The following is a 24,599-nucleotide window of genomic DNA, read 5'->3' as shown; positions in this document are numbered from 1 at the left end:
TAATTATGTTTTTATTAAACCCTTAAATCCCATAAAAGCGATAGAAATTAAACTTATAGTAATAAGAACAATAGGAGATCCCTGAAATATAATAGGAATATCAGATAATAATATACGTTCTCTAATACTTGCAAATATAATCATAATTAAAGAAAAACCGAAAGAAGAACTAATTGCATAAAATATTGAATCTAAAAATGTATAATTTTCATATAAACAAAATAAAGGAATCGCTAAAACCGCACAATTAGTTGTAATTAATGGTAAAAAAATACCAAGTATACGATATAAAAAAGGACTAGTATTTTGTAAAATTATTTCTATAAACTGTACACAAAATGAAATTATTAACATATATATAATAATTCTTAAATAAACTAAATCAAATGGAGATAAAATGAAAAAATTAATACACCACAAAATAATAGTAGATACAAATACGACAAAAGTTGTAGCAAAGCTAATACCTACAGCAATTTTGAATTTATTTGATGCTCCTGTAAAAGGACATAAACCAAGAAATTTTACCAAAATAAAATTATCAATTAATATATTTGATATAAAAAATAGAAAATAATTTTTCACTTATAACTTCCATTTATAAAAAATAAAATATAATTAAGTAATATATTATAAAAAATTTTTAAATTATTTGCATGGAACAAAAAAATTATTATTAATCAAACGTTCTGTTGTATCTACAGTAATTTGAGTGTATAAGTCAATTTCAATATTAACTAATTCTCCAATTTTTTTAAAACCTATTGTTGTTAAAGACAATGTTTCAGGTATTATACTAACACAAAACTCATTCCTAGTAATATTAACAATTGTTAAACTTATTCCATCTATGCAAATAAAACCTTTATAAAAAATGTACTTCATTAAAGAGAAATTTTTTATTTTAAACCATATAATATAATTATTATTTAATTTTAATATTTTAGAAATTTCAGCAGTATTCATAATATGACCAGATACTATATGCCCGCCAATTTCATCACCATATTTTACAGATCTTTCAACATTAATATAATCTCCTATATTAACAAACCCTAAATTAGTATGTTCAAGAGTCACTTGCATTACGTCAAAAACTACATAATACCTATCGATTGTTTTCACTGTTAAACAACATCCATTATTTGCAACTGAAGCACCAAGTTTTAACCCTTTTAATAAAATCGATGGCAAATTAATAGTATAAGTATGTAATTTTTTTTTCTTATCTATAGAAATAACTTGAGCTACTCCGTGGACAATGCCTGTAAACATAAAATACCCTTAACTTAATCTTATCTAAAGTACTTTTTTATTTGAAAAATAATATATATTTAATAGAGAAAAAATTTTTTTTATGATAAAATAATTTTTTTAGATTTTACGTTCGTAGCTCAATTGGTTAGAGCACCACTATGACATAGTGGTGGTTAGTGGTTCAAGTCCACTCGAACGTAATAAAAATTAAAATATACTTAATACGTTAGGTGCTTTTTACTTGATTCAAGATATTATTAAAAAATATAAATATAAACTATTCTTAATAGCATATAGTGGTGGAATAGATTCTACAGTACTATTATATCAGTTAGTAAAAATTAAAAAAAACAATCCTAAAATTAGTATACGTGCTATTCATATCAATCATAATATGCATATTAATTCAAATAAATGGCAAATACATTGCATTAATACTTGTAAAAAATATAATATACCATTAATCATTGAAAAAATAGATATAAATATTACAAATAACATTGAAGAACAACTACGAATTAAAAGATACAACTTAATTTATAAAAATTTATTAAACAGAGAAATACTACTAACTGGCCATCATTTAAACGATCAATGCGAAACATTCTTTTTATCTCTTAAAAGAGGTAGTGGTCCTACTGGTTTATCTGCAATGTCTTCTGAAACAATTTTTGGAAAAAGTAAAATTGTTCGGCCATTTTTAACAAAAACAAGAGAAGAAATCAAAACATTAGCTAACTCCAATCAATTAAAATGGATTGAAGATTTTACTAATTTGAATATAAATTATGAACGTAATTTTATACGACATAAAATACTTCCAGTTTTAGAAAAAAAATGGCCTTTTTTTTTAAGAAATTGTTTTCGTACTACTAAAATATGTAATGAAGAAACTATATTAAAAAATATTCTTTTAAAAGAAAAAATTCAAAAATTTCTTAATTTCAACGAATGTTTAAATATTGGAAATTTTAAAAATTTAAAAGAAGAATTATGTAAAGCTTTAATTAGATATTGGATTTCTTTAAAAAATATTAAAACACCTTCATATAATACTATTCAGCGTATATATAATGAAATCATATATAATCGAAAAAATGCTAGTCTAAAAATAATTATTCAAAAAAATGAAATTAGATGTTATAAAAAATTTCTTTATTTTGTTAAAATAAAAAAAAATATTAAAAATATGATTATATTTTGGCATGATACTTGTCATAAATTAACTCTTCCTAACCATTTAGGTTATATTATAAGAAATAATAAAGAAGGAATAAATCTACCTAAACCAAAAAATGGTGAATTAATTAATATTCGTTTTCAACATGAAGGAAAAATATTAATTTTAGGAAGACAAAAACAAAGAAATATTAAAAAAATCTGGCAAGAACATAACATCCCTCCTTGGTTGCGAAATCAAATTCCTCTTATATTTTACAATAATCAATTAATTAGCGCATTAGGTGTATTTGTTGTTAATCAAACAATGAAATATCAAGAAAAAAACAATCAAAATCAATGGTGTATCTCTTGGATCAATAATGTTCAATCAAATGATTATAGTAATTTTGTATTTAATTAAATGTATTTATCTGTTTTAATTATTTAAATAACTTAAATAATTGTAATATCTTATCAGAACTGATTCTTTCATATAATCTTGGAAAATCTGTTATTTTATGCGATAATAAAGGTTTATGAATATCATTCCAAATAAGATTTGAAATTAAAAATAGTTCTGTTTTTTTAGATAAAGTAGGTAAAATGGGTTTTAAAAAAATCATAATTACTCTAAATAAGTTAATTCCCATAGTACAAATCATATGTAAATCATTATTTTTCTCTACTTTTTTTTGAATCGTCCAAGGTTTTTTTTCATTTATATATTGATTTGCAACGTCTAGTAATTTCATAGAACTTTTAATAATTAAACTAAATTCTCTATTTTCAAAAAAATTTTCTATTTTTTTAGTTGTATCCACAAAGGATTGATACAAGTTGTAATCATCTAATTTATCAGATAAATATCCATTAAAATATTTATGAATAAAACTAGCACTTCTTGATGCTAAATTTGCTAATTTATTCACAATATCATTGTTTATTTTATACATAAAATCATCTAAATTCATTTCAATGTCATTAATATTATTTGTTAATTTACTCGCATAATAATAACGTAAACTATCAGAATCAAAATATTTTAGCCAATCTGATGCTGTAATTAAAAAATTTCGAGATTTTGATAATTTTAATCCATTCATTGTAAGATAACCATGAACGAAAATACCACTAGGTTTTCGAAAATCAGATGATTCTAGTATAGCAGGCCAAAATAATGTATGAAAATAGATAATATCTTTTCCAATAAAATGATATAATTCGGATTTAGCGTTTTTATCCCAAAACTCATTAAAATTTATATTTTTGTTTTTTAAACAAAGGTTTTTAAATGAACTAATATAACCAATGGGCGCATCTAGCCAAACATAAAAATATTTATTTAAAAAATTTGGAATTTTAAATCCAAAATATGGTGCGTCACGAGAAATACACCATTTTTTTAAACCTAATTTTAACCATTCTTCTGTTTTATTAATTACTGTTTTTTCCAATATACCAGAATATATCCATTTATTTAACATATCTGAAAAACTTGGTAAATCAAAATATAAATGTTCAGTTTCTTTTAGAATAGGCGGTGTACCTGAAATGACCGAAATAGAATTAATTAAATCTATAGGTTCATAAATCGAACTGCATACTTCACAGGTATCTCCATATTGATTTTTTGCATAACAAACAGGACATGTTCCCTTGACAAATCTATCCGGAAGAAATATTTTTTCTTGATTATCATAAAATTGAACAATTTTTTTCTTATTTAACAATTTTTTATTACATAAAGAAAAAAATATTTTTCTGATTAAAAATAAATTTTCTACGCTATGTGTATTATGATAATTATCATAAGAAATATTAAAGTTCATAAAATCTATTGTATGTTCTTTCTGAGTATTTTTTATTAACTGTTTTTCTGATATTCCTAAATTTTTCGCACGTAACATAACTGCAGTACCATGTGCATCATCGGAAGAAATAAACCAAACTTCATGCCCTCGCATTCTTTGATAACGCACCCAGATATCTGCTTGAATATGTTCCAGCATATGTCCAATATGAATTGGACCATTAGCATATGGTAATGCACAAGTAACTAAAATTTTTCTAGCTTGAATAGACATAAAAATAATATTTCGTTTATTAAAATAAGTAATATAATATACAAAAAAATAATCGTAAAGTTATTATTGTACAAATATCTAAATAATTTTTTTATAAATTGTTAAATACTTAAAAATATTTATTCTTTATAAATACGACTAGGAACCACTCCAGTCTGAATTTTATATTTTGATTCACAACGAGAACTATAAGATCGAGAAACTGATTTAGAAAGTAATTCAAAACTTAATGCAGCAATTTTAATTTTTGGAGATAAGACTAATGTTAAATTGCCAGCATTAAAAACTTCTAAGACTATATTACCATTCCAACCAGGATCAATTCTATGAGATGTTACATGAATCATTAGCCCAAGCCTTGCTAAAGAAGAGCGACCATCTAACCAACCAACTAAATTATCAGGCAATGTAATGCTTTCTAAAGTTGAAAACAATACTAAAGATTTTGGTTTTAAAAAAAATGGATTTTTTTGGGAAAATAATCTTTCATTACTCATTATTTTTTTTAAATTTTTAGATATTTTTTCTTGCGAACTGCTTAAATCAATACAAGATATAGTATGATCATAAAAAATACGAAATTTGTTTCCAAGATGTATATCTACAGTAACGCCGTTAATAAGTTCTTTGCTAGGATAAGGTGTAATAATTAATTTTTTTGTAGCTAACCATTCTTCAATATCTTGATCACATAAACGCATGATTTTTCCTATAATTTTAATAGCTTTATATTCATGACTTATACACTTATTAATAGCAGAAAGATATATTTAAACATCTTCTGCTATTTCAAAACATTAAACTCATAATAAATTATATAATCAACTTTGTTTTAAAAAACTAAAATATTTATAGTTTAAATTATTTTTTACTTAACCAATCTGTATGAAAATATCCTGATGTATCAGTTCTTTTATAAGTATGCGCGCCAAAATAATCTCTTTGTGCTTGAATTAAATTAGCTGATGAGGAAGAAGTTCGATAACTATCATAATATGATATAGCAGAAGAAAAAGTAGGAACAGGAATCCCATATTTAATTCCATATCTCACAACATGTCGTAAAGATTTCTCATATTCATTAGATACATTTGAGAAATAGGGTGTTAATAATAAATTATCTATATTATTATCGATATTAAATGCATCTTTTATTTTTTCTAAAAATTTCGCTCGAATAATACATCCTGATCTAAAAATTTTAGCAATTTCACTATATTTTAAATCCCAAGAATATTGTTCTGATGCTTTTTTTAATTGAGAAAAACCTTGGGCATAAGAAATGATTTTTCCTAAATATAAAGCTTTTCGAACCTCTTCAATAAATAGCTTTTTATTTTCAGATGGTATGCGTTGTAAAGTAGGTCCTCTTAGAACTTTTGAAGCAATAATACGCTGTTTTTTAAGTGAAGATAAATATCTTGAAAAAACAGATTCTGTAATTAACGTAAGTGGCTCTCGAAGTTCTAAAGCATTTTTACTAATCCATTTACCAGTACCTTTATCTTCTGCTTCATCTAAAATTAAATCTAATACATAACGATTTTTTTCATCTTGTTTTAAAAAAATATTTTTTGTTATTTCAATTAGATAACTATTTAATTCTCCTTTATTCCAATCAGAGAAAACATTCGCAAGTTCTTCATTGTTTAAATTTAATAAATTTTTTAAGATGAAATATGATTCTGAAATTAGTTGCATATCACCATATTCGATGCCATTATGAATCATTTTTACATAATGACCAGAACCATTAGGACCAATATAAGTCACACAAGATTCTTCATTAAATTTAGCAGATATATCTTTTAAAATAGGAAAAATAAGTTTATATGCTTCTTTTGATCCACCAGGCATAATAGAAGGACCATTTAATGCACCAAATTCACCGCCTGAAACACCCATACCAATAAAATGTATACCTTTGCTAAGAAGATCATTGCTTCTTCTAATTGTATCTTTATAAAAAGTATTACCTCCATCAATTAATATATCTCCCTTTTCTAAATAAGGAAGAATAGAGAGTATAGTATTATCTGTAGGAGATCCCGCTTTTATCATTAATAATACACATCTTGGTTTTATTAGAGATTCTATAAAATCTTTAATAGAAAAATATGGAAAAATGTTTTTTCCTTTATTTTGTTTAATTATTTCTTCCGTTATTAATCTAGTTCTATTAAAGATAGACACACGATAGTTTTTGTTTGCAATATTTAATGCTAAGTTTCGACCCATTACAGCCATACCTACAACACCAATTTGTTGCTTTAACATTTTGTTCTCCAATTCTAAAAATATATTATTTATTTTTAATCACTCTATTAAATTATATTTATTACACAATAAATGATATTACAATTATTTTCAATTTTTCATTAAAAAATGAAAATATTTTAATAAATGTATAAAAAATAAGATTTTTACAATTCTTGAAATTGATTATATATCTTTTAATTTTATAGATTTTTGTTTTTTATTTGATTTTTACAATAAGAAAAATTTATATATGTTGTTAATATATATGAATTTTATTGAAATTTTTTGAAATTAAAATAAACTTAAAATATTATAAATTAAATATTGTTTTTATTAATTATTTTATAAAACATCAATTTAAAAATAAAAATTTTATAATCTTATTGTTTTCTTTTTTTTAAGTTTTCAATAATTAAATTAAAATTTAAATTTTGATCATGTAGTAATACAAGTAAATGATAAATTAAATCTGAAGATTCGTTGATTAATTCATTTGTATCTTTTTTCATAGCAGCTAATATTGTCTCTACAGCTTCTTCACCTACTTTTTGAGCTATTCGATGAGTTCCAGATTTATACAAACTAGATGTATAAGAATTTTTGAAATTATTATTTTTTCTATTTTCTATTGTTCTTTCCAATTCATAAAGAAAAGACAAATGATGATTTTTTAAAAAAAAACAACTTTTTTTATTTAAATGGCATGTATTTCCAATGGGCTCAACTAAAACTAATAATGAATCATTATCACAATCTGTGGTTATTTCTACTACTCTTAAAAAATTTCCTGAAGTTTCACCTTTTGTCCATAAACGTTTTTTACTACGAGAATAAAAAGTAACAAAACCTTCTTTTTGTGTTTTTAAAAAAGCTTCTTGATTCATATAACCGTGCATAAGAACTTCGTTAGATAAAACATCTTGTATAATTGTCGGCATCATGTTATTAGTTTTATTCCAATCTAATCTTAGTATTTTTTTTTGTTTGATTAACATTGTCGAATTTCTATTCCTTTTTGAATTAAAAAATCTTTTAAAAGTTTTATACTAACTATATTTTTATGAAAAACAGAAGCAGCTAATACGCCATCAACATTAGAATAACATAAAGCTTCATAAAAATGCTCTAAATTTCCTGCTCCACCTGATGCAATTAAAGGTACTTTGCATATTTTTCTCATTTTCTCTAATTGTAATAAATCATATCCGTTTTGTAATCCGTCTTGATTCATCATATTTAATACAACTTCTCCAGCACCACATTTTTGAACGTGTTTTATCCAATTAGATGTTTTCCAGGAAGTCTGGTAAGTACGATTTACATCACCTGTATATTGTTGCACCATATAACGTTTACTCAATTTATCAAACCATGAATCAATTCCTACAACCATACATTGCACACCAAAACAATCAGCAATTCTTGTTATTAAAGTAGGATCTATTAATGCAGCAGAATTAATTGATATTTTATCAGCGCCAAAAGTTAATATATTTCTTGCATCTTCTACACTTTTAATGCCACCAGCGACGCAAAAGGGAATATTAATAACTTCTGCTACTTTTTCTATCCAACTTCGATCTACTACAGTATTTTTAGTAGCGGCAGTGATGTCATAAAAAACTAATTCGTCAATACCTTCTTTTGCATAACGTTTAGCTAATGGAATTATATCGCCTACAATTTGATGATTTTTAAATTGAATACCTTTTACTACTACCCCATGACTTACATCAAGGCATGCTATTATTCGTTTTGCCAACATTCTAAAGCCTCTTTTATTGTAAATCTTTTTTCTAATAAACTACGACCAATAATAATACTATTCACTCCAGTTTGCTTTAAGGAAATAATATCCGATAAATTTGACACTCCTCCTGATGCTTGAAATTGAATATGTTTAAATTTTTTTACAATTTCTTTATATAATGTAATATTAGGACCAGATAAAGTACCATCTTTAGATATATCTGTACAAAGCACATGTTGTAAGTGTTCAGAAGAAAAATAATCTATTGCATCTTCTAATGTATAATTTGTTTCTTTAACCCAGCCATTGATTGATATTTTTTTTTTATTATTCATAATATTGATATCTAATGCTAAAACAATTTTATTAGATCCATAAACTTTTAACCATCTTTTTACTTCGAATTTGTTTGTTATTGCAGAAGACCCAATAACAACTCTTTCAAAACCCAATTTAAATAATGTATTTATATCATTTTCAGTTCGTATTCCTCCGCCGATTTGAATTGGAATTTTAGTATAAGATATAATATTTTGAAAAAGTTTAATTTGTCTATTTTCTGCTTTTTTTGCACCATTTAGATCTACTAAATGAATAATTTTGACCCCTTGTTTTTTTAAGTCTTTTAAATGTTGATACAGGTCTATATTATAAAACTTTTTATCTAAATAATTTCCTTGATATAAACGAACTGCTTTTCCTTCTAAAAAATCAAATGCTGGAATAATCATAAAATTATATCTCTAAAAAATTTTTCAGTAATTGAGAGCCTATATCACCTGATTTTTCTGGATGAAATTGAACTCCGAAAAAATTATTTTTTTGAATAACAGAGCTAAAAGGTATGCCATAATTACTTGTTGCTAAAGTATATGTTCCAATAGGTATAATATAACTATGTACAAAGTAAAATCTAGATTCTTGTTTAATATTTTTAAATAATTGATGCGGTTTATTGAAGCTAATACAATTCCAACCAACATGAGGTAAAGACAAATTTGTATTTTTTAAAAGAATAGTGGAATTGTTATTTAAAACACCAATTGTTTGTGTTCCATTACATTCTTCACTAAATCGACACAAAATTTGCATTCCAAGACAAATACCTAATACAGGTTGTTTCATATTTTTGATAATATCAACTAAGTTTTTTTGATGTAAAATATTCATCACTGCTTCAGCAGTTCCTACACCGGGTATTATTAATTTTTTAGATTTTAGTAATAGATCAGGATTAGAAGTAATTTGAGAAATATATCCTAATCTCTTAATAGCTATTCTAATTGATGTTAAATTAGCACATCCAGTATTTAATATCACTATTGTCACTATAATATTCCTTTTGATGTTGGTAATGTTTCCCCTTCTATTTTTATTGCTTGGCGTAATGCTTTACCAAATGCTTTAAATAAACTTTCAATACAATGATGATCATTTTTTCCTTTGAACGATAAATGCAAAGTAATTTTCATAGATTGACAAAGAGAATAAAAAAAATGTTCTACCATATCAGTACTTAAATCACCAACGCATTGATATCGGAAAAAACCTTTAAAATTTAAATATGAACGATTTGATAAATCAATTACACATTTTGCTATACTTTCATCCATAGGTAAAACAAAACCAAATCTCGATATTCCATTCTTATTTTCTAACGCTTGTAATAACGCTGCTCCTAAAGCAATACCTGTATCTTCTATAGTATGATGATCATCAACTTTTAAATCGCCCTTAGCTTTTATATAAATAGAAATACCACTATGTATTGATAATTGCTCCAACATATGATCAAAAAAATTTATTCCTGTATCAATATCACTAGAATTTTCTAAATCTAACCATACTTTTACATGTATAGAAGTTTCTTTTGTTTCTCGGAAAATTTCTCCAAATCTATTTTTTCGTTTAATTTCTTTTACAATTGTTTTCCAATTACAATGATTTTCTTGATACTGTATACCTTGTAATTGCACATTTTTTGCTAAATCCATGTCTGTTATTCGATCACCAATAACATAGCTTCGGCTTTTTTCAATTTTATTTAGCCATATTTTTAATAATTGAGTTTTAGGTTTTCTACATTTACAGTTATCATGTTTAAAATGTGGACAAATTAAAATATCTTCAAATACTATTCCTTCTGATCGAAAAATTTTTAAAAGAAAAAAATGAGGTATATTAAATTTTTCTAATGGAAATGATTCAGTTCCTAAACCATCTTGATTAGTAACCATAATAAATTTATAATTCAGTTTCATTAATTCACATAATGAAGAAATGACATTATCTTTCAATATAATTTTATTAATTTTATCAATTTGAAAATTATCTTTAGGTTCATCAATTAAAGTGCCATCTCGATCAATAAATAACATTTTTTGTTTCATTTATTAAACCTTATAATTGAGATATTATATATTAGACAAAATTTTAATTTCTTCAATTAAACGTAAGCATTCTGAATCAGAGCCAATTGATATTCTTAAACATTTTTTTAAATTAATTTTATGATGCTGATTTCTTAAAATTATACCTTTTTCCCATAATTTCTGGAATATTTTTTTATACATATGAAATTTAACTAAAATATAATTAGCGTGGCTATTAAAAATTTTTTTCACCAAAGAAATTTTTTTTAATTCATCAATTAACCAATCACGGTTACAATTAAGTTTTAAAACTCTACTTTTCATTTTTTTTATTGCAATTTCACTTAATGCTTGTGTAGCAATATCAGCAACAATTGTAGAAATTGGATATGGACTAATTACTTTGTTTAAAATACTAATAATTTCTTTGTTTGCTAACGTAAAACCACATCTTATACCTGCTAATGAAAATGCTTTAGATAAAGTTCTCAAAATAATTAAATGTGGATAATATTGTAAAAAATTCACCATGCTATATTTAGAAGAAAATTCTATATATGCTTCATCTATTACTACCAGAGTCAATCCTAAAGTTATTTTTAATAAATTTATAATATCTTTTTTTGAAATAAGATTTCCAGTAGGGTTATTAGGATTACATATATATATTAATTTAACTTTGTTAAGATTACGTTGAATATTTTCTAAATCTATTTTCCAAGTCTCTTTAAGCGTAGGAATTTCCTTTACTTGAACGTTTAAAATACTTGCGTTTATAGCATACATATCATAAGTTGGAGGACAACAAATAATTGAATCTTCCCCAGGATCACAAAAAGCTTTAATCAATAATTCTATACCTTCATCGGCACCTCTAGTAGCTAAAATTTGATTATTAGCCAAATGAACATAATTAGCATAAGATGAAATTAAATTTTTAGGTTGAGATTCAGGATAACGATTAAATGATGTAATATTAGTTGTAAATGGACTAGATATAGGGCATTCATTGGCATTTAACCATGTATGACCATTTCCTCCAATACGCCTAGCTGATTGGTAGGGTTCCAAAGTTGCTATATTTGATCTAACTAAATGCATTATACTATCTTTCATATTTATCCTTAAGGAAATTTTTTCGAATGCTAACAGCATTATAATGAGCTTCTAATTTTTCCGCTTTAGATAGGGCTTCAAGAGTATTTGATAAATCCATAAATCCTTGAGATGTTAATTCTTGTACTAATATACGTTTTTTAAAATCAGATAAACCCAGAGCAGATCTTGAAATAGATTTACCATATGTTGGCAAAACATGATTCGTTCCAGAAGCATAATCACCTGCTGATTCAGGAGACCAAGGACCTAAAAAAATCGAACTAGCATTTAATATATGATGAAGTAATGATCTTGGTTTTTTTGTATGAATAATTAGATGTTCTGGTGCATATGTATTACATATATTAATAGATTCAAGTAAATTTTTTGTTAAAATTATTGCACTATTTTTTAGAGCAGTATATATATCAAACGATCTAACAAAATTTCTTAATTGTTTATTAATAGATAAAACAACTTTTTTTGCTAATTCAATACAAGAAGTTAACAATATTACTTGTGAAGATGTTCCATGTTCTGCTTGGGATAATAAGTCAGCAGCAATAAAATCTGGATTAGAAGTTTTATCAGAAATAATTAACAACTCAGAAGGACCAGCTAACATATCTATTTCTGGTCCGTTTAACATAGAACTAACTTGTAATTTTGCTTCTGTAACATAAGAATTTCCTGGTCCGAAAATTTTATCTACTTTAGGAATACTTTCAGTTCCAAATGCCATAGCAGAAATAGCTTGAGCACCGCCTATTTGAAATATTTTATTAATACCACAGACATTTGCAGTATAAATAATTTCATCACTAATAGGAGGAGGTGAACATAATATAACTTCTTTACAACCCGAAATTTTAGCAGGTATACCAAGCATTAAAACAGTAGATAATAAAGGAGCTATTCCATTAGGAACATAAATTCCAATGGAATTTAAGGGTAAACATATTTGCTGACAGCGTATTCCAACTTGCGTTTCAATATCTATTTCAGGTATAATTTGTGCTTTATGAAATAAAGTAATATTTTTTTTTGCAACAGCAATTGCGTTTTGTAATACAGGATCAATTTTCGATAAAGAAGATAGTATACGTTTTTGAGATAACTGAAATGTATTTAACAAATATTTATCAAATAAATTAGTATAATCTCTTACAGACTGGTCTCCTAAAACTTTAACATTTTTAATTATTTCTTTTACTTTTTTTTTAACAATATTTTTTTCTAAATAAATAGGCCGTGATAAAATTTTTTTTTGCTTATCAGCAGTTAGCTTATTCCAATCAATAATTGTATTAAAATAGTTCATAAAATTTTACTCCATCATTTTTTCAATAGGTAAAACTAAAATCGAACTAGCTCCTAAATCTTTTAATTTTTCCATTGTTTCCCAAAACAATGTTTCACTGCTTACCATATGCATAGCGACTCGATTTTTATCACCAGCTAATTTTAAAATTGTCGGTCTTTCGGCGCCATGTAATAAAGATATTACTTCATCAAGTTTATTAATCGGGGCATGCAACATAATATATTTTGATTCTCTCGCTTTGATTACACCTTTAATTCGAGTCATTAATTTATTAATCACTTCTTTCTTTGCAATATTAATATTTCCTATTTTACAAATAAGACATGCATGCGAGCGAAATATCACCTTTACTTCACGTAATCCGTTTGCATCTAAGGTAGCCCCTGTTGAAACTAAATCACAAATAGCATCAGCTAAACCTGCTCTAGGTGCTACTTCTACGGAACCATTTAACATGCACGATTTAAAGTTAATATTTTTTCGATCTAAATACTTTTTTAATAAATGAGGATACGAAGTAGCTATCCTAAAGTTTTTTACAGATTCTATTCCAATGTAAGTAGTATTAATAGGAATTGCAAGAGATAATCTACAAATACCAAAATCAAGACGCCTTAGGGTTACATAAGAACTATCTAAATTTTGTGACTTTCGATTAAGCAACTCTTCTTCTAAAACATTTTCTCCGACTATACCTAAATCAACGACTCCATCCATCACTAATCCTGGAATATCATCATCACGCACTAACATAACATCGATAGGCATATTTTGAGCAAATGCTATTAATTTTTGCTGTTTTAAATTAATTTTAATCCCACATAAAGTTAATAATTTTATAGATTCACTACTTAAACGACCAGTTTTTTGCATAGCTATACGTACGCGATTATTATTTAACATCTTCAAAATCCTGTAACATTTTTATGTTTAAAAATCAATTTATAAAATTGAACTTTCTATAAAACAAAAAAACCCAAAAAATAAGGGTTTTAAAAAAATTTTTTATTTTATTTAAATCAATATTGTTTATTATTAAATCTAAGGAGAAAATATTTTTAAATATAAAAATATATCAATTAAATTTGAGTGAATTTTAATTACAAACATATTTTAAAAATATTTTTAACTTATTCATTTTTAATTATAAACTTCAATAATAACTATAATAGCAGCATCACTACCAAAAACTCTAGGGGCTTGATGAAAAGCAACTATATCAGGATGTTGAGATAGCCAAAAAGGTATTTGCTTTTTTAAAATATTTTTTCCATATCCATGTATAATATGCGCGCAAAAAATTTTTTCTTTTTGACAAATTGTAATTAGTTGACCTAGTTTTTTTTGTGCTTGATACTGTGTTAATCCATGTAAATCAAGAGAAATATCTGGTAAATACTTTCCTTTTTTTAATTTTTTTAAAATATTATTTGAATTTTTACTACGCATATAAGAAACTGGATTTTCTTTAAAAAAATTTTTTTCATTTTGAAAACAAGAAAAATAATAACTATTAGCTTCTTCTTCAAAAAAATTTCTTTTTAATGTTGTATTTTGATTAACTACTTTATTTATTCTCGAATGAAATATCGTATCTTGTATGATTTCACGTGTATCATTTATGTATTGACGAAACGAAGTACTTCTATTGTTAGTACATTCTCGATTTTTGTTCATAATCATCTATTACCAAATCTGATATAAATTCACATTATTTAAAATTATTGTTTTAAGAAATATTTTTTTGATTATATAATTTAGTTTTTATAAAAACAACAAATAAAAATTTTATCATTATATTGTCTAATAAAAAATTTTTATTTTCTAGGTAGTTATGTGATTCAAATACAATTTATTTCAATATAAAACAATTAAAAAGAAGAAAATATGGCTGGAAATACAATTGGGAAAATATTCTGTGTAACAACTTTTGGTGAATCACATGGAAGAGCGTTGGGTTGTATAGTTGATGGTGTACCCCCAGGTTTGAAATTATCTTCTAATGATTTACAAAATGATTTAAATAGAAGAAAACCTGGTACTTCTAGATATACTACACAAAGATGTGAATCAGATCAAATTCAAATACTTTCCGGAGTTTTTAATAATATAACAACTGGAACAAGTATTGGTTTGATTATTCATAATACTGATCAAAGATCTCAAGATTATAAAGAAATAAAAAATTTATTTAGACCAGGACATGCTGATTATACTTATGAAAAAAAATATGGAATTAGAGATTATCGAGGAGGAGGAAGAGCATCTGCACGTGAAACTGCTATGAGAGTCGCAGCTGGAGCTATTGCAAAAAAATATCTTAAAAATAAATATGGAATAATAATTCGAGGATATTTATCAGCAATAGGTGATATTCAATGTTCATTTAAATCATGGGAGGAAGTCAACAAAAATCCTTTTTTTTGTTCTAATCCACAAAAAATAGAAAACATAAAAAAATTAATTAAAGAATTAAAAAAAGCAGGTGATTCAATCGGAGCTGAAATAACAATTATTGTTGAAAATGTTCCTATAGGACTTGGAGAACCAGTTTTTGACCGAATAGATGCAGATTTAGCACACGCATTAATGAGTATTAACGCAGTTAAAGGAGTAGAAATTGGAGATGGTTTTTTAGTCGTAAATCAAAGAGGCAGTCAAAATCGAGATGAAATGAGTCCAAATGGATTTAAAAGTAATCATTCTGGTGGCATACTAGGAGGTATTAGTAATGGTGAAAATATTATATTAAAAGCAGCATTTAAACCCACTTCAAGTATACGAATACCAGGGCAAACAGTTAATATAAACAATGAAATATCAGAAATAGTAGTAAAAGGTCGACATGATCCGTGTGTAGGAATTAGAGCTGTACCAATTACTGAAGCAATGGTTGCAATTGTGATTATGGATCATATATTAAGATTTAGAGCTCAATGTGATAAAAAATTAATTAGTATTTAATTCATTAAAAAAATTTGTGCTACTAAAATTAAATATTTAGTAGCATAATAAAATCATTGTTAAATAATTGTAAATGTCTGTTTTAAACAATTAAAAACATAAGTTTTTATAAAATTAATAAAAAATATCACTATAAAAAATTATAAACGTTAAAACGAGAAATATTTAAAAATAATGATGTTATATACTATAATGACTTATTGATGTTTAGTTTCTTATATTTATATTACAGTAAATAATTTTTTAACATCAAGATTTAATTGTTATGAAAATATTATTTAAAAAATTTTTAATACTAAATAAACTACTTAAATATTAATTGAATGTTTAAAATTGATTTTTTAAAATATATTATTAATGAAATTTTTGTTTAAAATTTAACTAATAATAAAACAATTTAAATGAATTACAATACATAGATATATAATATAATTTAATTCATTTTTAAATTTTAAATAAATATACCATAAATATTTTTATGGAGGAAAAAAAAAATAATGTTCACAGGAAGTATCGTAGCTCTAATTACACCAATGAATAAATCAGGCGGTATTTGTCATTCTAGTTTAAAAAATTTAATTGATTATCATGTATTAAATAAAACAACAGCAATTGTTTCTATTGGGACAACTGGAGAGTCAGCTACTTTAAGTCAAGAAGAACACATTAAAGTTGTTATGTTAACGTTAGAAATTGCAAATCAAAGAATTCCTATTATTGCAGGAACAGGTGCAAATGCGACAACTGAAGCGATAGCGTTGACTAAAAGATTTGAAAAATCTGGAATTGCAGCTTGTCTCAGTGTAACTCCGTATTATAACAAACCTACTCAAGAAGGATTATATCAACATTTTAAAGCTATTTCAGAAAATACAGATCTACCACAAATCTTATACAATGTTCCTAGTCGTACAGGATGTGACTTGCTACCCTCAACTATTTCACGCTTATCTCAATTTAAGAATATTATTGGGATAAAAGAAGCAAGTGGAGATTTATCAAGAATTAATCAAATTAAAAAAATTGTAAAAAATAATTTTTTGCTAATTAGTGGTGATGATGCAACAGCATTAGATTTTATACAGTTAGGTGGTCAAGGAGTAATATCAGTAACAGCAAATATTGCTGCAAAAGAAATGACAAAAATGTGTTCATATGCGTTAAAAGGTGATTTTAAAAATGCTAGATATATAAATGAGCGCTTGTCTTTATTACATGAGGCGTTATTTATAGAATCAAATCCAATTCCGATTAAATGGCTTGCTAAAAAAATGGGTTTAATACAAAATGATACACTTCGTTTACCAATGACTCCAATTTCATCTGCTGGAAAAGTTCAACTTGAAAAAGCTCTTCAATATGCTAATTTTCAATAAAAATAAACTTTTTTTTCAAAAAAAAGTCATTATTTTGAAAATTTTTATTCTAGTTTCATTAAGTTCTTGTGACTTAGATATTTTAAAAAACCATCCTAAATACTTTATTAATGCAAGTAATCAAAATACATTGCAAAAACTAATTATTCCAAAAGGGATCAATTTTCCTACTGAAGATAAAGAATATAAAATACCTTATACAGAAGAAGACTTGAAAAAAGAAAAAATTGATATATTTCCTCCTGTATAAATTAATTAGTCAATAAAATATACAAAAATTTCATTTATATAATAGAACTTACGTGCAGATTATCTCACAAGATATTCTGCATTATTTATAGTAAAATAATTCTTTAGATTATTACTATTTTATATAAATAACTTTTTCATAATATTTTCATAAATTAAGGTTAATATTCTTAAATCAGATATTTTAACGCATTCATTAACTTTGTGAATAGTCTTGTTAATCAAACCTACTTCTATTATTTGTGGATTAAGTTTTGCTATAAAACGTCCATCTGACGTTCCACCATCTGTAGATACAATTGGTTTTATCTTGGTAATTTTTAAAATAGATTCTATTGCAGTATTTTTTAATAAACCCTCTTTTGTAATAAAAGGAAGTCCAGATAAATGCCATTTTATGGAATAATTAATATTGTTTTTTTCTAATATTTGTATAAATTTTAATTTTATTTGATTTTCAGATATTTCATCACTAAAACGAAAATTAAACTGTACAAATAAAGAAGCTGGAATTATATTATTACTTCCATTACCTGCGTGAATATTTGCGATATTTATACTAGTTGGTGAAAAAAAACTATTACCTTGATCTAATGATATAGATAATAATTTTAAAATAATAGGCAATCCTTTATGAATTGGATTATCTGCTAAATGCGGATATGCAATATGACCTTGAACACCTAAAATTGTTAAATTAGCTGTCAAAGAACCACGTCTTCCATTTTTTATACAATCACCAATTTTGTTTTCGCTAGTAGGTTCTCCTATAATACAATAGTCAATTCTCTCTTTTTTAGCAATTAAATAATCTACTACTTTCGTTGTTCCATGTATAGCAGAAGACTCTTCATCTGAAGTAATTAAAAAAGATAATCGACCTTTATAATTAGAATGTTTTTTTATAAATCTTTTTGATGCTATCAGCATAGCAGCTAAAGCACCCTTCATATCTGACGCGCCTCTGCCAAATAAATAACCATTTTTTACTATAGGATCAAATGGATGATGATTCCAATCTTTGCACTCGCCAGGTGAAACTACATCTGTATGACCTGCGAATGTTAAAGTTTTACCTGATCCTCTAGTAGCCCAAAAATTTTTTGTATCGTTAATGTTAATTTGCTTTATTTGAAATCCAAGTTCAGACAAAAAATTTATCATAATATCTTGACACCCTAGATCTTTTGGGCTTATAGATGGAATTCGAATTAATTTCTTTGACAATGCAGTTACTGAGCAAATCATATTTTTCTCTTTAAAATATTATTTATTATTTCTAATGTTTAAAAAAATTATTCTAGTGGGGCTAAAAAGCCCCTTGTAAATGTTTATGATAGCTTAAAATTAATGTTCTAAAAAATTTTTTGATTGATTAACTATATTTTCTACAGTAAAACCAAACTTTTGAAATAAAATATCAGCTGAAGCTGATTTTCCAAATGTTTCCATTCCAATAATTAAACCTTCTATTCCTACGTATTTATACCAAAAATCTTTGATACTTGCCTCTATTGCAATTCTTTTAGTCACGTAAGAAGGAAGCACTAGTTCTTTATATGTGTTTTTCTGTCTATCAAAAACATTATTAGAAGGCATAGAAACTACACGCACAGAATAACCTAAAGAAACAATTTTTTTTGCAGCAAGCAAGGTAATTGCGATTTCTGATCCAGTTGATATAAAAATAACATCAATAGGTTTTTTAGAGTCATACAATATATATGCTCCATATGAAATATTATTTAATTGTTCATCATTTCTATCAATCTGAGATAGATTCTGACGTGATAAAATTAATGCTGTTGGACCTGCTTTTTTTTCAATTGCAAATTTCCATGCTATAGCAGTTTCTACTTGATCACAAGGTCGCCATACATCTATATTAGGAGTCATTCTTAAATTAGCCAATTGTTCTATTGGTTGATGAGTAGGACCATCTTCTCCTAATCCAATAGAATCATGAGTATATACAAAAATATGTTTAGTATTCATTAAAGCAGCCATACGTACAGCATTTCTTGCGTATTCAACAAACATTAAAAATGTTGAAGTATATGGAATAAATCCTCCATGATGCGAAATACCGTTAGCAATAGCAGTCATTCCAAATTCACGTACACCGTAATGAATATAGTTTCCTGATGTATTTTCTGCTATAGAACTAGAAGATGAACAAATAGTTAAATTACTAGGTGATAAGTCTGCTGACCCCCCTATTAACTCAGGTAATAATCTTACAAATTTTTCTAAAGTATTTTGAGAGGCGTTTCTACTTGCTATATTTTTAGGATTTTTTTGTAATTGAATAATATATTCACTAGTTTTTTCGTGCCATTTATCAGGTAAATCTTTTCTGAAGCGTCTTAAATATTCCTTAGCTAGTTCAGGGTATTTTACTTGATATAAAGTAAATTTTTTATCCCATTCTTTTTCTAATTTTAATCCTTGTTTAATGAAATTCCACTTTTTATAAATTTCCTGGGGAATTTCAAAAGGTAAATAATTCCATTTTAAATTTGTTCTTGTTAAATTAATTTCAGATTCTCCAAGAGGAGCACCATGAGATTCTGATGTTCCTGATTTGTTTGGTGATCCAAAACCAATAATAGTATTGCAAATAATTATAGAAGGCTGATCTTGTATAGATATTGCTTCTTGAATACTTTTCATTATAGCATTTGAATCATGACCATTAACTTTATCTATCACATGCCAATTGTAAGACTGAAAACGCATTACTGTATCATCTGTAAACCAATTTGACACTTTTCCATCTATTGAAATGCCATTACTATCATAAAAAACAATTAATTTCCCTAATTTTAATGTTCCAGCTAAAGAACAAACTTCATGGGAAATTCCTTCCATTAAACATCCATCTCCTACAAAAACCCACGTATAGTGATTCACTATATCAAAATGTAAACGATTAAAATAAGCACTTAATGTTTTTTCTGCAATAGCCATTCCTACAGCATTCGCTAAACCTTGACCTAAAGGGCCAGTAGTAGTTTCAACACCTGGTGTTTCTTCTACTTCAGGATGTCCTGGAGTTTTAGAATTAAGCTTTCTAAATCTTTTAATTTCTTCTATTGATAAATCGTATCCAGTAAGATGTAATAAACTGTAAAGCAACATAGAACCATGACCATTAGACAAAACAAATCGATCTCGATTGTTCCATTTAGGATTTTTTGGGTTATGTTTTAAAAAATTCCTCCATAATACTTCTGCAATATCCGCCATTCCCATTGGCATCCCAGGGTGACCTGATTTTGCATTTTCAACTGCATCTATACTTAACATACGAATTGCATTCGATAATTTTTTTTCCAAAGACATAAATTTTTCCCAAGTTCTAATTTTATAAAAAATAAATTAATATTTTGTGAAATTTTTATATTAATTTTGAAATAATTTCTTCTAAAAGAATTTGATCTTTTCCAAAATTTCTTATACCTTCTGATAATTTTTGAACAGCCATTTCGTCTTGATTATGCGCCCATCGAAATTCTTCTTCGGAAAGAGGCATAGGTGGATTTACAAAAGTAGTAGGTGGAATTAATTTTCTATCAAATACTGTATTATTTGATTCCAGTTCTTTTAATAATATAGGAGCAATAGTTAATCGGTCACATCCAGATAATAACAAAATTTGTTGAATATTTCGAAAACTAGCACCCATAATAATAGTTTTATAATTATGTTTTTTATAAAAATTATATATTTTACGAACAGAAATTACTCCTGGATCTTCATTATAAGAAAAATTCGATATTAAATTTTGAGCTACATACCAATCGTAAATACGACCAACAAAAGGAGATATTAGAAATATTTTTGATTCCGCACAAGCGCGCGCTTGAGCAAAAGAAAATAAAAGAGTTAAATTGCAAAAAATATTATCTTTTTTTAGTTCTTCCGCTGCTTTTATACATTCCCATGTAGCCGCTAATTTAATTAATACTCTTTTTCTAGAAACACCTTGATCTTCATACATTTTAATTATTTTATTTGCTTTTAAAATGCAATGATCTTGATTAAAAGATAAACGAGCATCTACTTCACTAGAAATATAACCTGGTATATATTTTAAAATTTCTATACCAAGATCAACTAAAATTTTATCTGTTGCATTTATTAATTTTTCTTGTTTTGATCCTCCTTTTTTTTTAGCATATTCTACTGCTTGATGAAGAAATTTTTTATTTTTATTTAAATTGACTGCTTTTAATATTAAAGATGGATTTGTAGTTGCATCTTCAGGTTTATATTTGCAAATAGAATCTATATCACTTGTATCTGCAACGATTGTCGTAAATTTTCTTAATAACTCTAACTGATTCATTATACGTTACTCTTATTATTAAGGTATTTAAAAGGTAGTAAAATACAAAAAATATAAAATGTAAATTTTATCTTATTAATAATACATATATTTAATATATAATTTAAATAATATTTACTTTATAAAATTAGTATCTTTTTAATATTAAAGAAACATTAGTTCCTCCAAATCCAAAACTATTAGACATTGCTATTGTAATTTTTTTAGAAATAGTTTTTTGAATAATATTCATATTTTTTGCACAAGGATCTAATATTTCGATATTAATTGAAGGAGATATAAAATTATATTGTAACATTAATAAAGTATAAATAATTTCATGGACTCCAGACGCCCCTAAAGAGTGACCAGTTATAGATTTTGTTGCTGAAATCATTGGTTTTTTTTCATTTAAAAAAGATTTTTGAATTGCTTTTAATTCAATTAAATCCCCAATTTTAGTTGATGTTCCATGAACATTTAAATAATCTACAGATAACTTTTTTTGCCCTTTTGCTAAATTCATGCATCTTAACGCGCCTTCTCCAGAAGGTATAACTATATTACCACCATCAGATGTTGCAGCATATCCAATAATTTCAGCATAAATGTGAGCAGAACGAGCAAGTGCGGAATGTAAATCTTCAATAACGACAATACCTGCTCCTCCGGATATAACAAAACCATCTCGTTTTAAATCGTATACACGAGATGCTTTTATGGGATTTTTATTAAAATGTGAAGACAGCGCTTTCATTGAATCGAACTCAGCAGCTAATTCACAACTTACTTCTTCACCACCGCCTGCAAAAATAAGATCTTGTTTTCCATATTTAACTAATTCAAAAGCATTTCCAATACAATGCCCAGAAGTAGCGCAAGCAGAATTAATAGAGTAATTTACGCCATGAATCTTGAATATAGTTGATAAACACGCAGAAATTGAAGATGTCATAGATTTAATTGCGGTATATGGACTTAAAGAACGAAAACTATAACGATTTTTTATTATATTTATATTTTTTACATAATCTTTACGAGAACCTCCTCCTGAACCAACAATTAGTCCAACACGAGAATTTTTTTGATAATGTTTATTTTTTAAATTAGCATCTTTAATTGCTTGCTCCATTGATAAAAAAGCATAAATAGAGGCGTCGGTCATGAAACGAGACATTTTTTTACTTATGATATTTTTATGTTCTAATTTAATATTTCCCCATACATGACTACGCATACCTAATTCTTTCATTTGATCTGAAAATGTTATTCCGGAACGACCATTACACAAAGAAGCTAAAACTTCTTGTTTATTATTTCCAATGCTAGAAATAATACCAAATCCTGTAATAACGACTCTTTTCACTCGATTTCCTTTCGCAATAATGTATTGTTATTTAGTTAAATATAAAAAGATTAAATTCAATATTGTTTATATAATAAAATAATTAATTTCGTTTTAATTAAAATAAACATAAAATATATTTGGATAAAAAAGTGAATTTATTTAAAAATACTGGAATTCTTTATATCGTACCAACTCCTATTGGTAATTTATCTGATATTACCTATCGTGCTTTAGAAACATTAAAATCAGTTGATCTAATAGCATGTGAAAATATTAAACATACTAATATTTTACTAAAACATTTTAATATAAAAAATATCTTAATAACTTTTAACAAAATTAATGAATCGCAAAAAAGTAATAATTTAATTGAAGAACTAAAAAAAGGGAAAAAAATTGCTTTAGTATCTAATGCAGGAACTCCACTAATCAATGATCCAGGATATTTACTAATTAAGAAATGCCATCTTTTTAATATCCAAATTCTTCCGCTTCCTGGTCCTTGCGCAGCTATAACTGCATTAATCGCTTCTGGACTATCTACACATCGTTTTTGTTATGAAGGATTTCTTCCTTCTAAAAAACAATTAAGACGTGATTTATTAAATTCATTAAAAAAAGAAAAACGAACAATGATTTTTTATGAATCAAAACATAGAATAATTGAAACTATCAAGGATATAATAAATGAAATTGGAGAAAATAGACATATAGTCATTGCCAGAGAAATTACAAAAAAGTGGGAAATTATTTATGGGAATAAAGCTTATTTAATGCTTTCTTGGATAAAAGAAGATGAAAACCGTTATAATAAAGGAGAAAATGTTATTATTATAGATGGTTATAAAGAATTTAAAAATGTCAATATTTCAGATAAGATAATAAATACTTTTACAATATTAAGAACAGTTCTATCGTTAAAACAATCAGTATTAATAACTTCAAAAATTCATAAAATTAAAAAAAATAATTTATATCAGTATGCAATAACAAATAAAGACAAATGACATTCTTATTTAAATAGCAT

General features: G+C 25.7%; 23 protein-coding genes and 1 tRNA gene. 6 read left to right on the top strand and 18 right to left on the bottom strand.

The features are described 5' to 3' along the window. Positions 1–3: 3 nt before the first annotated feature. Positions 4–585: an electron transport complex subunit RsxA gene (rsxA, locus tag D9V63_RS00570; protein ID WP_158368420.1), complete on the bottom strand. Its 582-nt coding sequence runs from the start codon at positions 583–585 to the stop codon at positions 4–6. A 63-nt stretch (positions 586–648) separates the two neighbouring features. Further along, a complete protein-coding gene (locus D9V63_RS00565) occupies positions 649–1,275 on the bottom strand; it encodes a riboflavin synthase subunit alpha (RefSeq protein ID WP_158368418.1) in 627 nt (208 codons plus the stop codon). Between the two features lie 108 nt (positions 1,276–1,383). Here D9V63_RS00565 and D9V63_RS00560 point away from each other — a divergent pair. Further along, positions 1,384–1,457 (top strand) — tRNA-Val (locus tag D9V63_RS00560). A gap of 41 nt (positions 1,458–1,498) precedes the next feature. Continuing rightward, a complete protein-coding gene (gene tilS / locus D9V63_RS00555) occupies positions 1,499–2,839 on the top strand; it encodes a tRNA lysidine(34) synthetase TilS (RefSeq protein ID WP_158368416.1) in 1,341 nt (446 codons plus the stop codon). Positions 2,840–2,858: 19 nt separating this feature from the next. On the opposite strand, the gene metG is transcribed toward tilS, so the two are convergent. From metG to smrB, 12 genes are all read right to left on the bottom strand, one after another. Further along, a complete protein-coding gene (metG, locus tag D9V63_RS00550) occupies positions 2,859–4,502 on the bottom strand; it encodes a methionine--tRNA ligase (protein ID WP_158368414.1) in 1,644 nt (547 codons plus the stop codon). Between the two features lie 119 nt (positions 4,503–4,621). Further along, a complete protein-coding gene (gene dcd, locus D9V63_RS00545) occupies positions 4,622–5,203 on the bottom strand; it encodes a dCTP deaminase (RefSeq protein ID WP_158368412.1) in 582 nt (193 codons plus the stop codon). A 160-nt stretch (positions 5,204–5,363) separates the two neighbouring features. Continuing rightward, a complete protein-coding gene (gndA, locus tag D9V63_RS00540) occupies positions 5,364–6,779 on the bottom strand; it encodes an NADP-dependent phosphogluconate dehydrogenase (RefSeq protein WP_158368410.1) in 1,416 nt (471 codons plus the stop codon). A gap of 362 nt (positions 6,780–7,141) precedes the next feature. Next, complete coding sequence (hisIE, locus tag D9V63_RS00535; RefSeq protein WP_158368407.1) at positions 7,142–7,756, bottom strand: bifunctional phosphoribosyl-AMP cyclohydrolase/phosphoribosyl-ATP diphosphatase HisIE; 615 nt, start codon at positions 7,754–7,756, stop codon at positions 7,142–7,144. Beyond that, a complete protein-coding gene (gene hisF, locus D9V63_RS00530; RefSeq protein ID WP_158368405.1) occupies positions 7,750–8,526 on the bottom strand; it encodes an imidazole glycerol phosphate synthase subunit HisF in 777 nt (258 codons plus the stop codon). The genes hisIE and hisF overlap by 7 nt, the downstream gene beginning before the upstream one ends. Further along, positions 8,508–9,242 (bottom strand): 1-(5-phosphoribosyl)-5-[(5-phosphoribosylamino)methylideneamino]imidazole-4-carboxamide isomerase, encoded by a 735-nt coding sequence (gene hisA / locus D9V63_RS00525; protein WP_158368403.1) that lies wholly within the window; start codon positions 9,240–9,242, stop codon positions 8,508–8,510. Before hisA ends, hisF begins: the two co-directional genes overlap by 19 nt. A 4-nt stretch (positions 9,243–9,246) precedes the next feature. Then, positions 9,247–9,840, bottom strand: a complete 594-nt coding sequence (gene hisH / locus D9V63_RS00520) for an imidazole glycerol phosphate synthase subunit HisH (RefSeq protein ID WP_158368401.1) — start codon at positions 9,838–9,840, stop codon at positions 9,247–9,249. Further along, entirely contained in the window at positions 9,840–10,901 is a 1,062-nt protein-coding gene (gene hisB / locus D9V63_RS00515; RefSeq protein ID WP_158368399.1) for a bifunctional histidinol-phosphatase/imidazoleglycerol-phosphate dehydratase HisB, read from the bottom strand. The genes hisH and hisB overlap by 1 nt, the downstream gene beginning before the upstream one ends. Before the next feature lie 24 nt (positions 10,902–10,925). Continuing rightward, the gene (hisC, locus tag D9V63_RS00510) at positions 10,926–11,999 is read right to left on the bottom strand and encodes a histidinol-phosphate transaminase (protein ID WP_158368397.1); all 1,074 of its coding nucleotides are present in this window, start codon (positions 11,997–11,999) and stop codon (positions 10,926–10,928) included. Continuing rightward, on the bottom strand, positions 11,989–13,302 hold the full coding sequence (gene hisD, locus D9V63_RS00505) for a histidinol dehydrogenase (RefSeq protein ID WP_158368395.1): 1,314 nt from the start codon (positions 13,300–13,302) through the stop codon (positions 11,989–11,991). Before hisD ends, hisC begins: the two co-directional genes overlap by 11 nt. A 6-nt stretch (positions 13,303–13,308) precedes the next feature. After that, positions 13,309–14,208 carry an ATP phosphoribosyltransferase gene (gene hisG, locus D9V63_RS00500; RefSeq protein ID WP_158368393.1) on the bottom strand — a complete coding sequence of 300 codons (900 nt, stop codon included), beginning with the start codon at positions 14,206–14,208 and terminating at the stop codon, positions 13,309–13,311. A gap of 237 nt (positions 14,209–14,445) precedes the next feature. Continuing rightward, positions 14,446–14,982, bottom strand: a complete 537-nt coding sequence (gene smrB / locus D9V63_RS00495) for an endonuclease SmrB (protein ID WP_158368391.1) — start codon at positions 14,980–14,982, stop codon at positions 14,446–14,448. 210 nt (positions 14,983–15,192) lie between these two features. On the opposite strand from smrB, the gene aroC reads away from it, so the two are divergent. From aroC to D9V63_RS00480, 3 genes are all read left to right on the top strand, one after another. Next, complete coding sequence (gene aroC / locus D9V63_RS00490; protein ID WP_158368389.1) at positions 15,193–16,269, top strand: chorismate synthase; 1,077 nt, start codon at positions 15,193–15,195, stop codon at positions 16,267–16,269. A 497-nt stretch (positions 16,270–16,766) separates the two neighbouring features. After that, a complete protein-coding gene (gene dapA / locus D9V63_RS00485) occupies positions 16,767–17,645 on the top strand; it encodes a 4-hydroxy-tetrahydrodipicolinate synthase (RefSeq protein WP_158368387.1) in 879 nt (292 codons plus the stop codon). Between the two features lie 34 nt (positions 17,646–17,679). Further along, positions 17,680–17,895 carry a hypothetical protein gene (locus D9V63_RS00480; RefSeq protein WP_158368385.1) on the top strand — a complete coding sequence of 72 codons (216 nt, stop codon included), beginning with the start codon at positions 17,680–17,682 and terminating at the stop codon, positions 17,893–17,895. Between the two features lie 119 nt (positions 17,896–18,014). Here the strand turns inward: D9V63_RS00480 and dapE are convergent, their stop codons facing one another. The 4 genes from dapE to D9V63_RS00460 form a co-directional block, all read right to left on the bottom strand. Beyond that, the gene (gene dapE, locus D9V63_RS00475; protein ID WP_158368383.1) at positions 18,015–19,142 is read right to left on the bottom strand and encodes a succinyl-diaminopimelate desuccinylase; all 1,128 of its coding nucleotides are present in this window, start codon (positions 19,140–19,142) and stop codon (positions 18,015–18,017) included. Positions 19,143–19,241: 99 nt separating this feature from the next. Next, complete coding sequence (gene tkt / locus D9V63_RS00470; protein WP_158368381.1) at positions 19,242–21,239, bottom strand: transketolase; 1,998 nt, start codon at positions 21,237–21,239, stop codon at positions 19,242–19,244. A gap of 55 nt (positions 21,240–21,294) precedes the next feature. Then, on the bottom strand, positions 21,295–22,245 hold the full coding sequence (gene tal / locus D9V63_RS00465; RefSeq protein WP_158368379.1) for a transaldolase: 951 nt from the start codon (positions 22,243–22,245) through the stop codon (positions 21,295–21,297). A 127-nt stretch (positions 22,246–22,372) separates the two neighbouring features. Then, complete coding sequence (locus D9V63_RS00460) at positions 22,373–23,590, bottom strand: beta-ketoacyl synthase N-terminal-like domain-containing protein (protein WP_158368377.1); 1,218 nt, start codon at positions 23,588–23,590, stop codon at positions 22,373–22,375. A gap of 131 nt (positions 23,591–23,721) precedes the next feature. Here D9V63_RS00460 and rsmI point away from each other — a divergent pair, with 131 nt between their 5' ends. Further along, positions 23,722–24,579 (top strand): 16S rRNA (cytidine(1402)-2'-O)-methyltransferase, encoded by an 858-nt coding sequence (rsmI, locus tag D9V63_RS00455; RefSeq protein WP_158368375.1) that lies wholly within the window; start codon positions 23,722–23,724, stop codon positions 24,577–24,579. Positions 24,580–24,599 lie beyond the last annotated feature (20 nt).

Source organism: Buchnera aphidicola (Aphis nasturtii), assembly GCF_005083345.1.
GTDB lineage: Bacteria > Pseudomonadota > Gammaproteobacteria > Enterobacterales > Enterobacteriaceae > Buchnera > Buchnera aphidicola_R.
The sequence above is the reverse complement of the archived record's forward strand: the minus strand, read 5'-3'. Positions and strand labels throughout refer to the sequence as shown.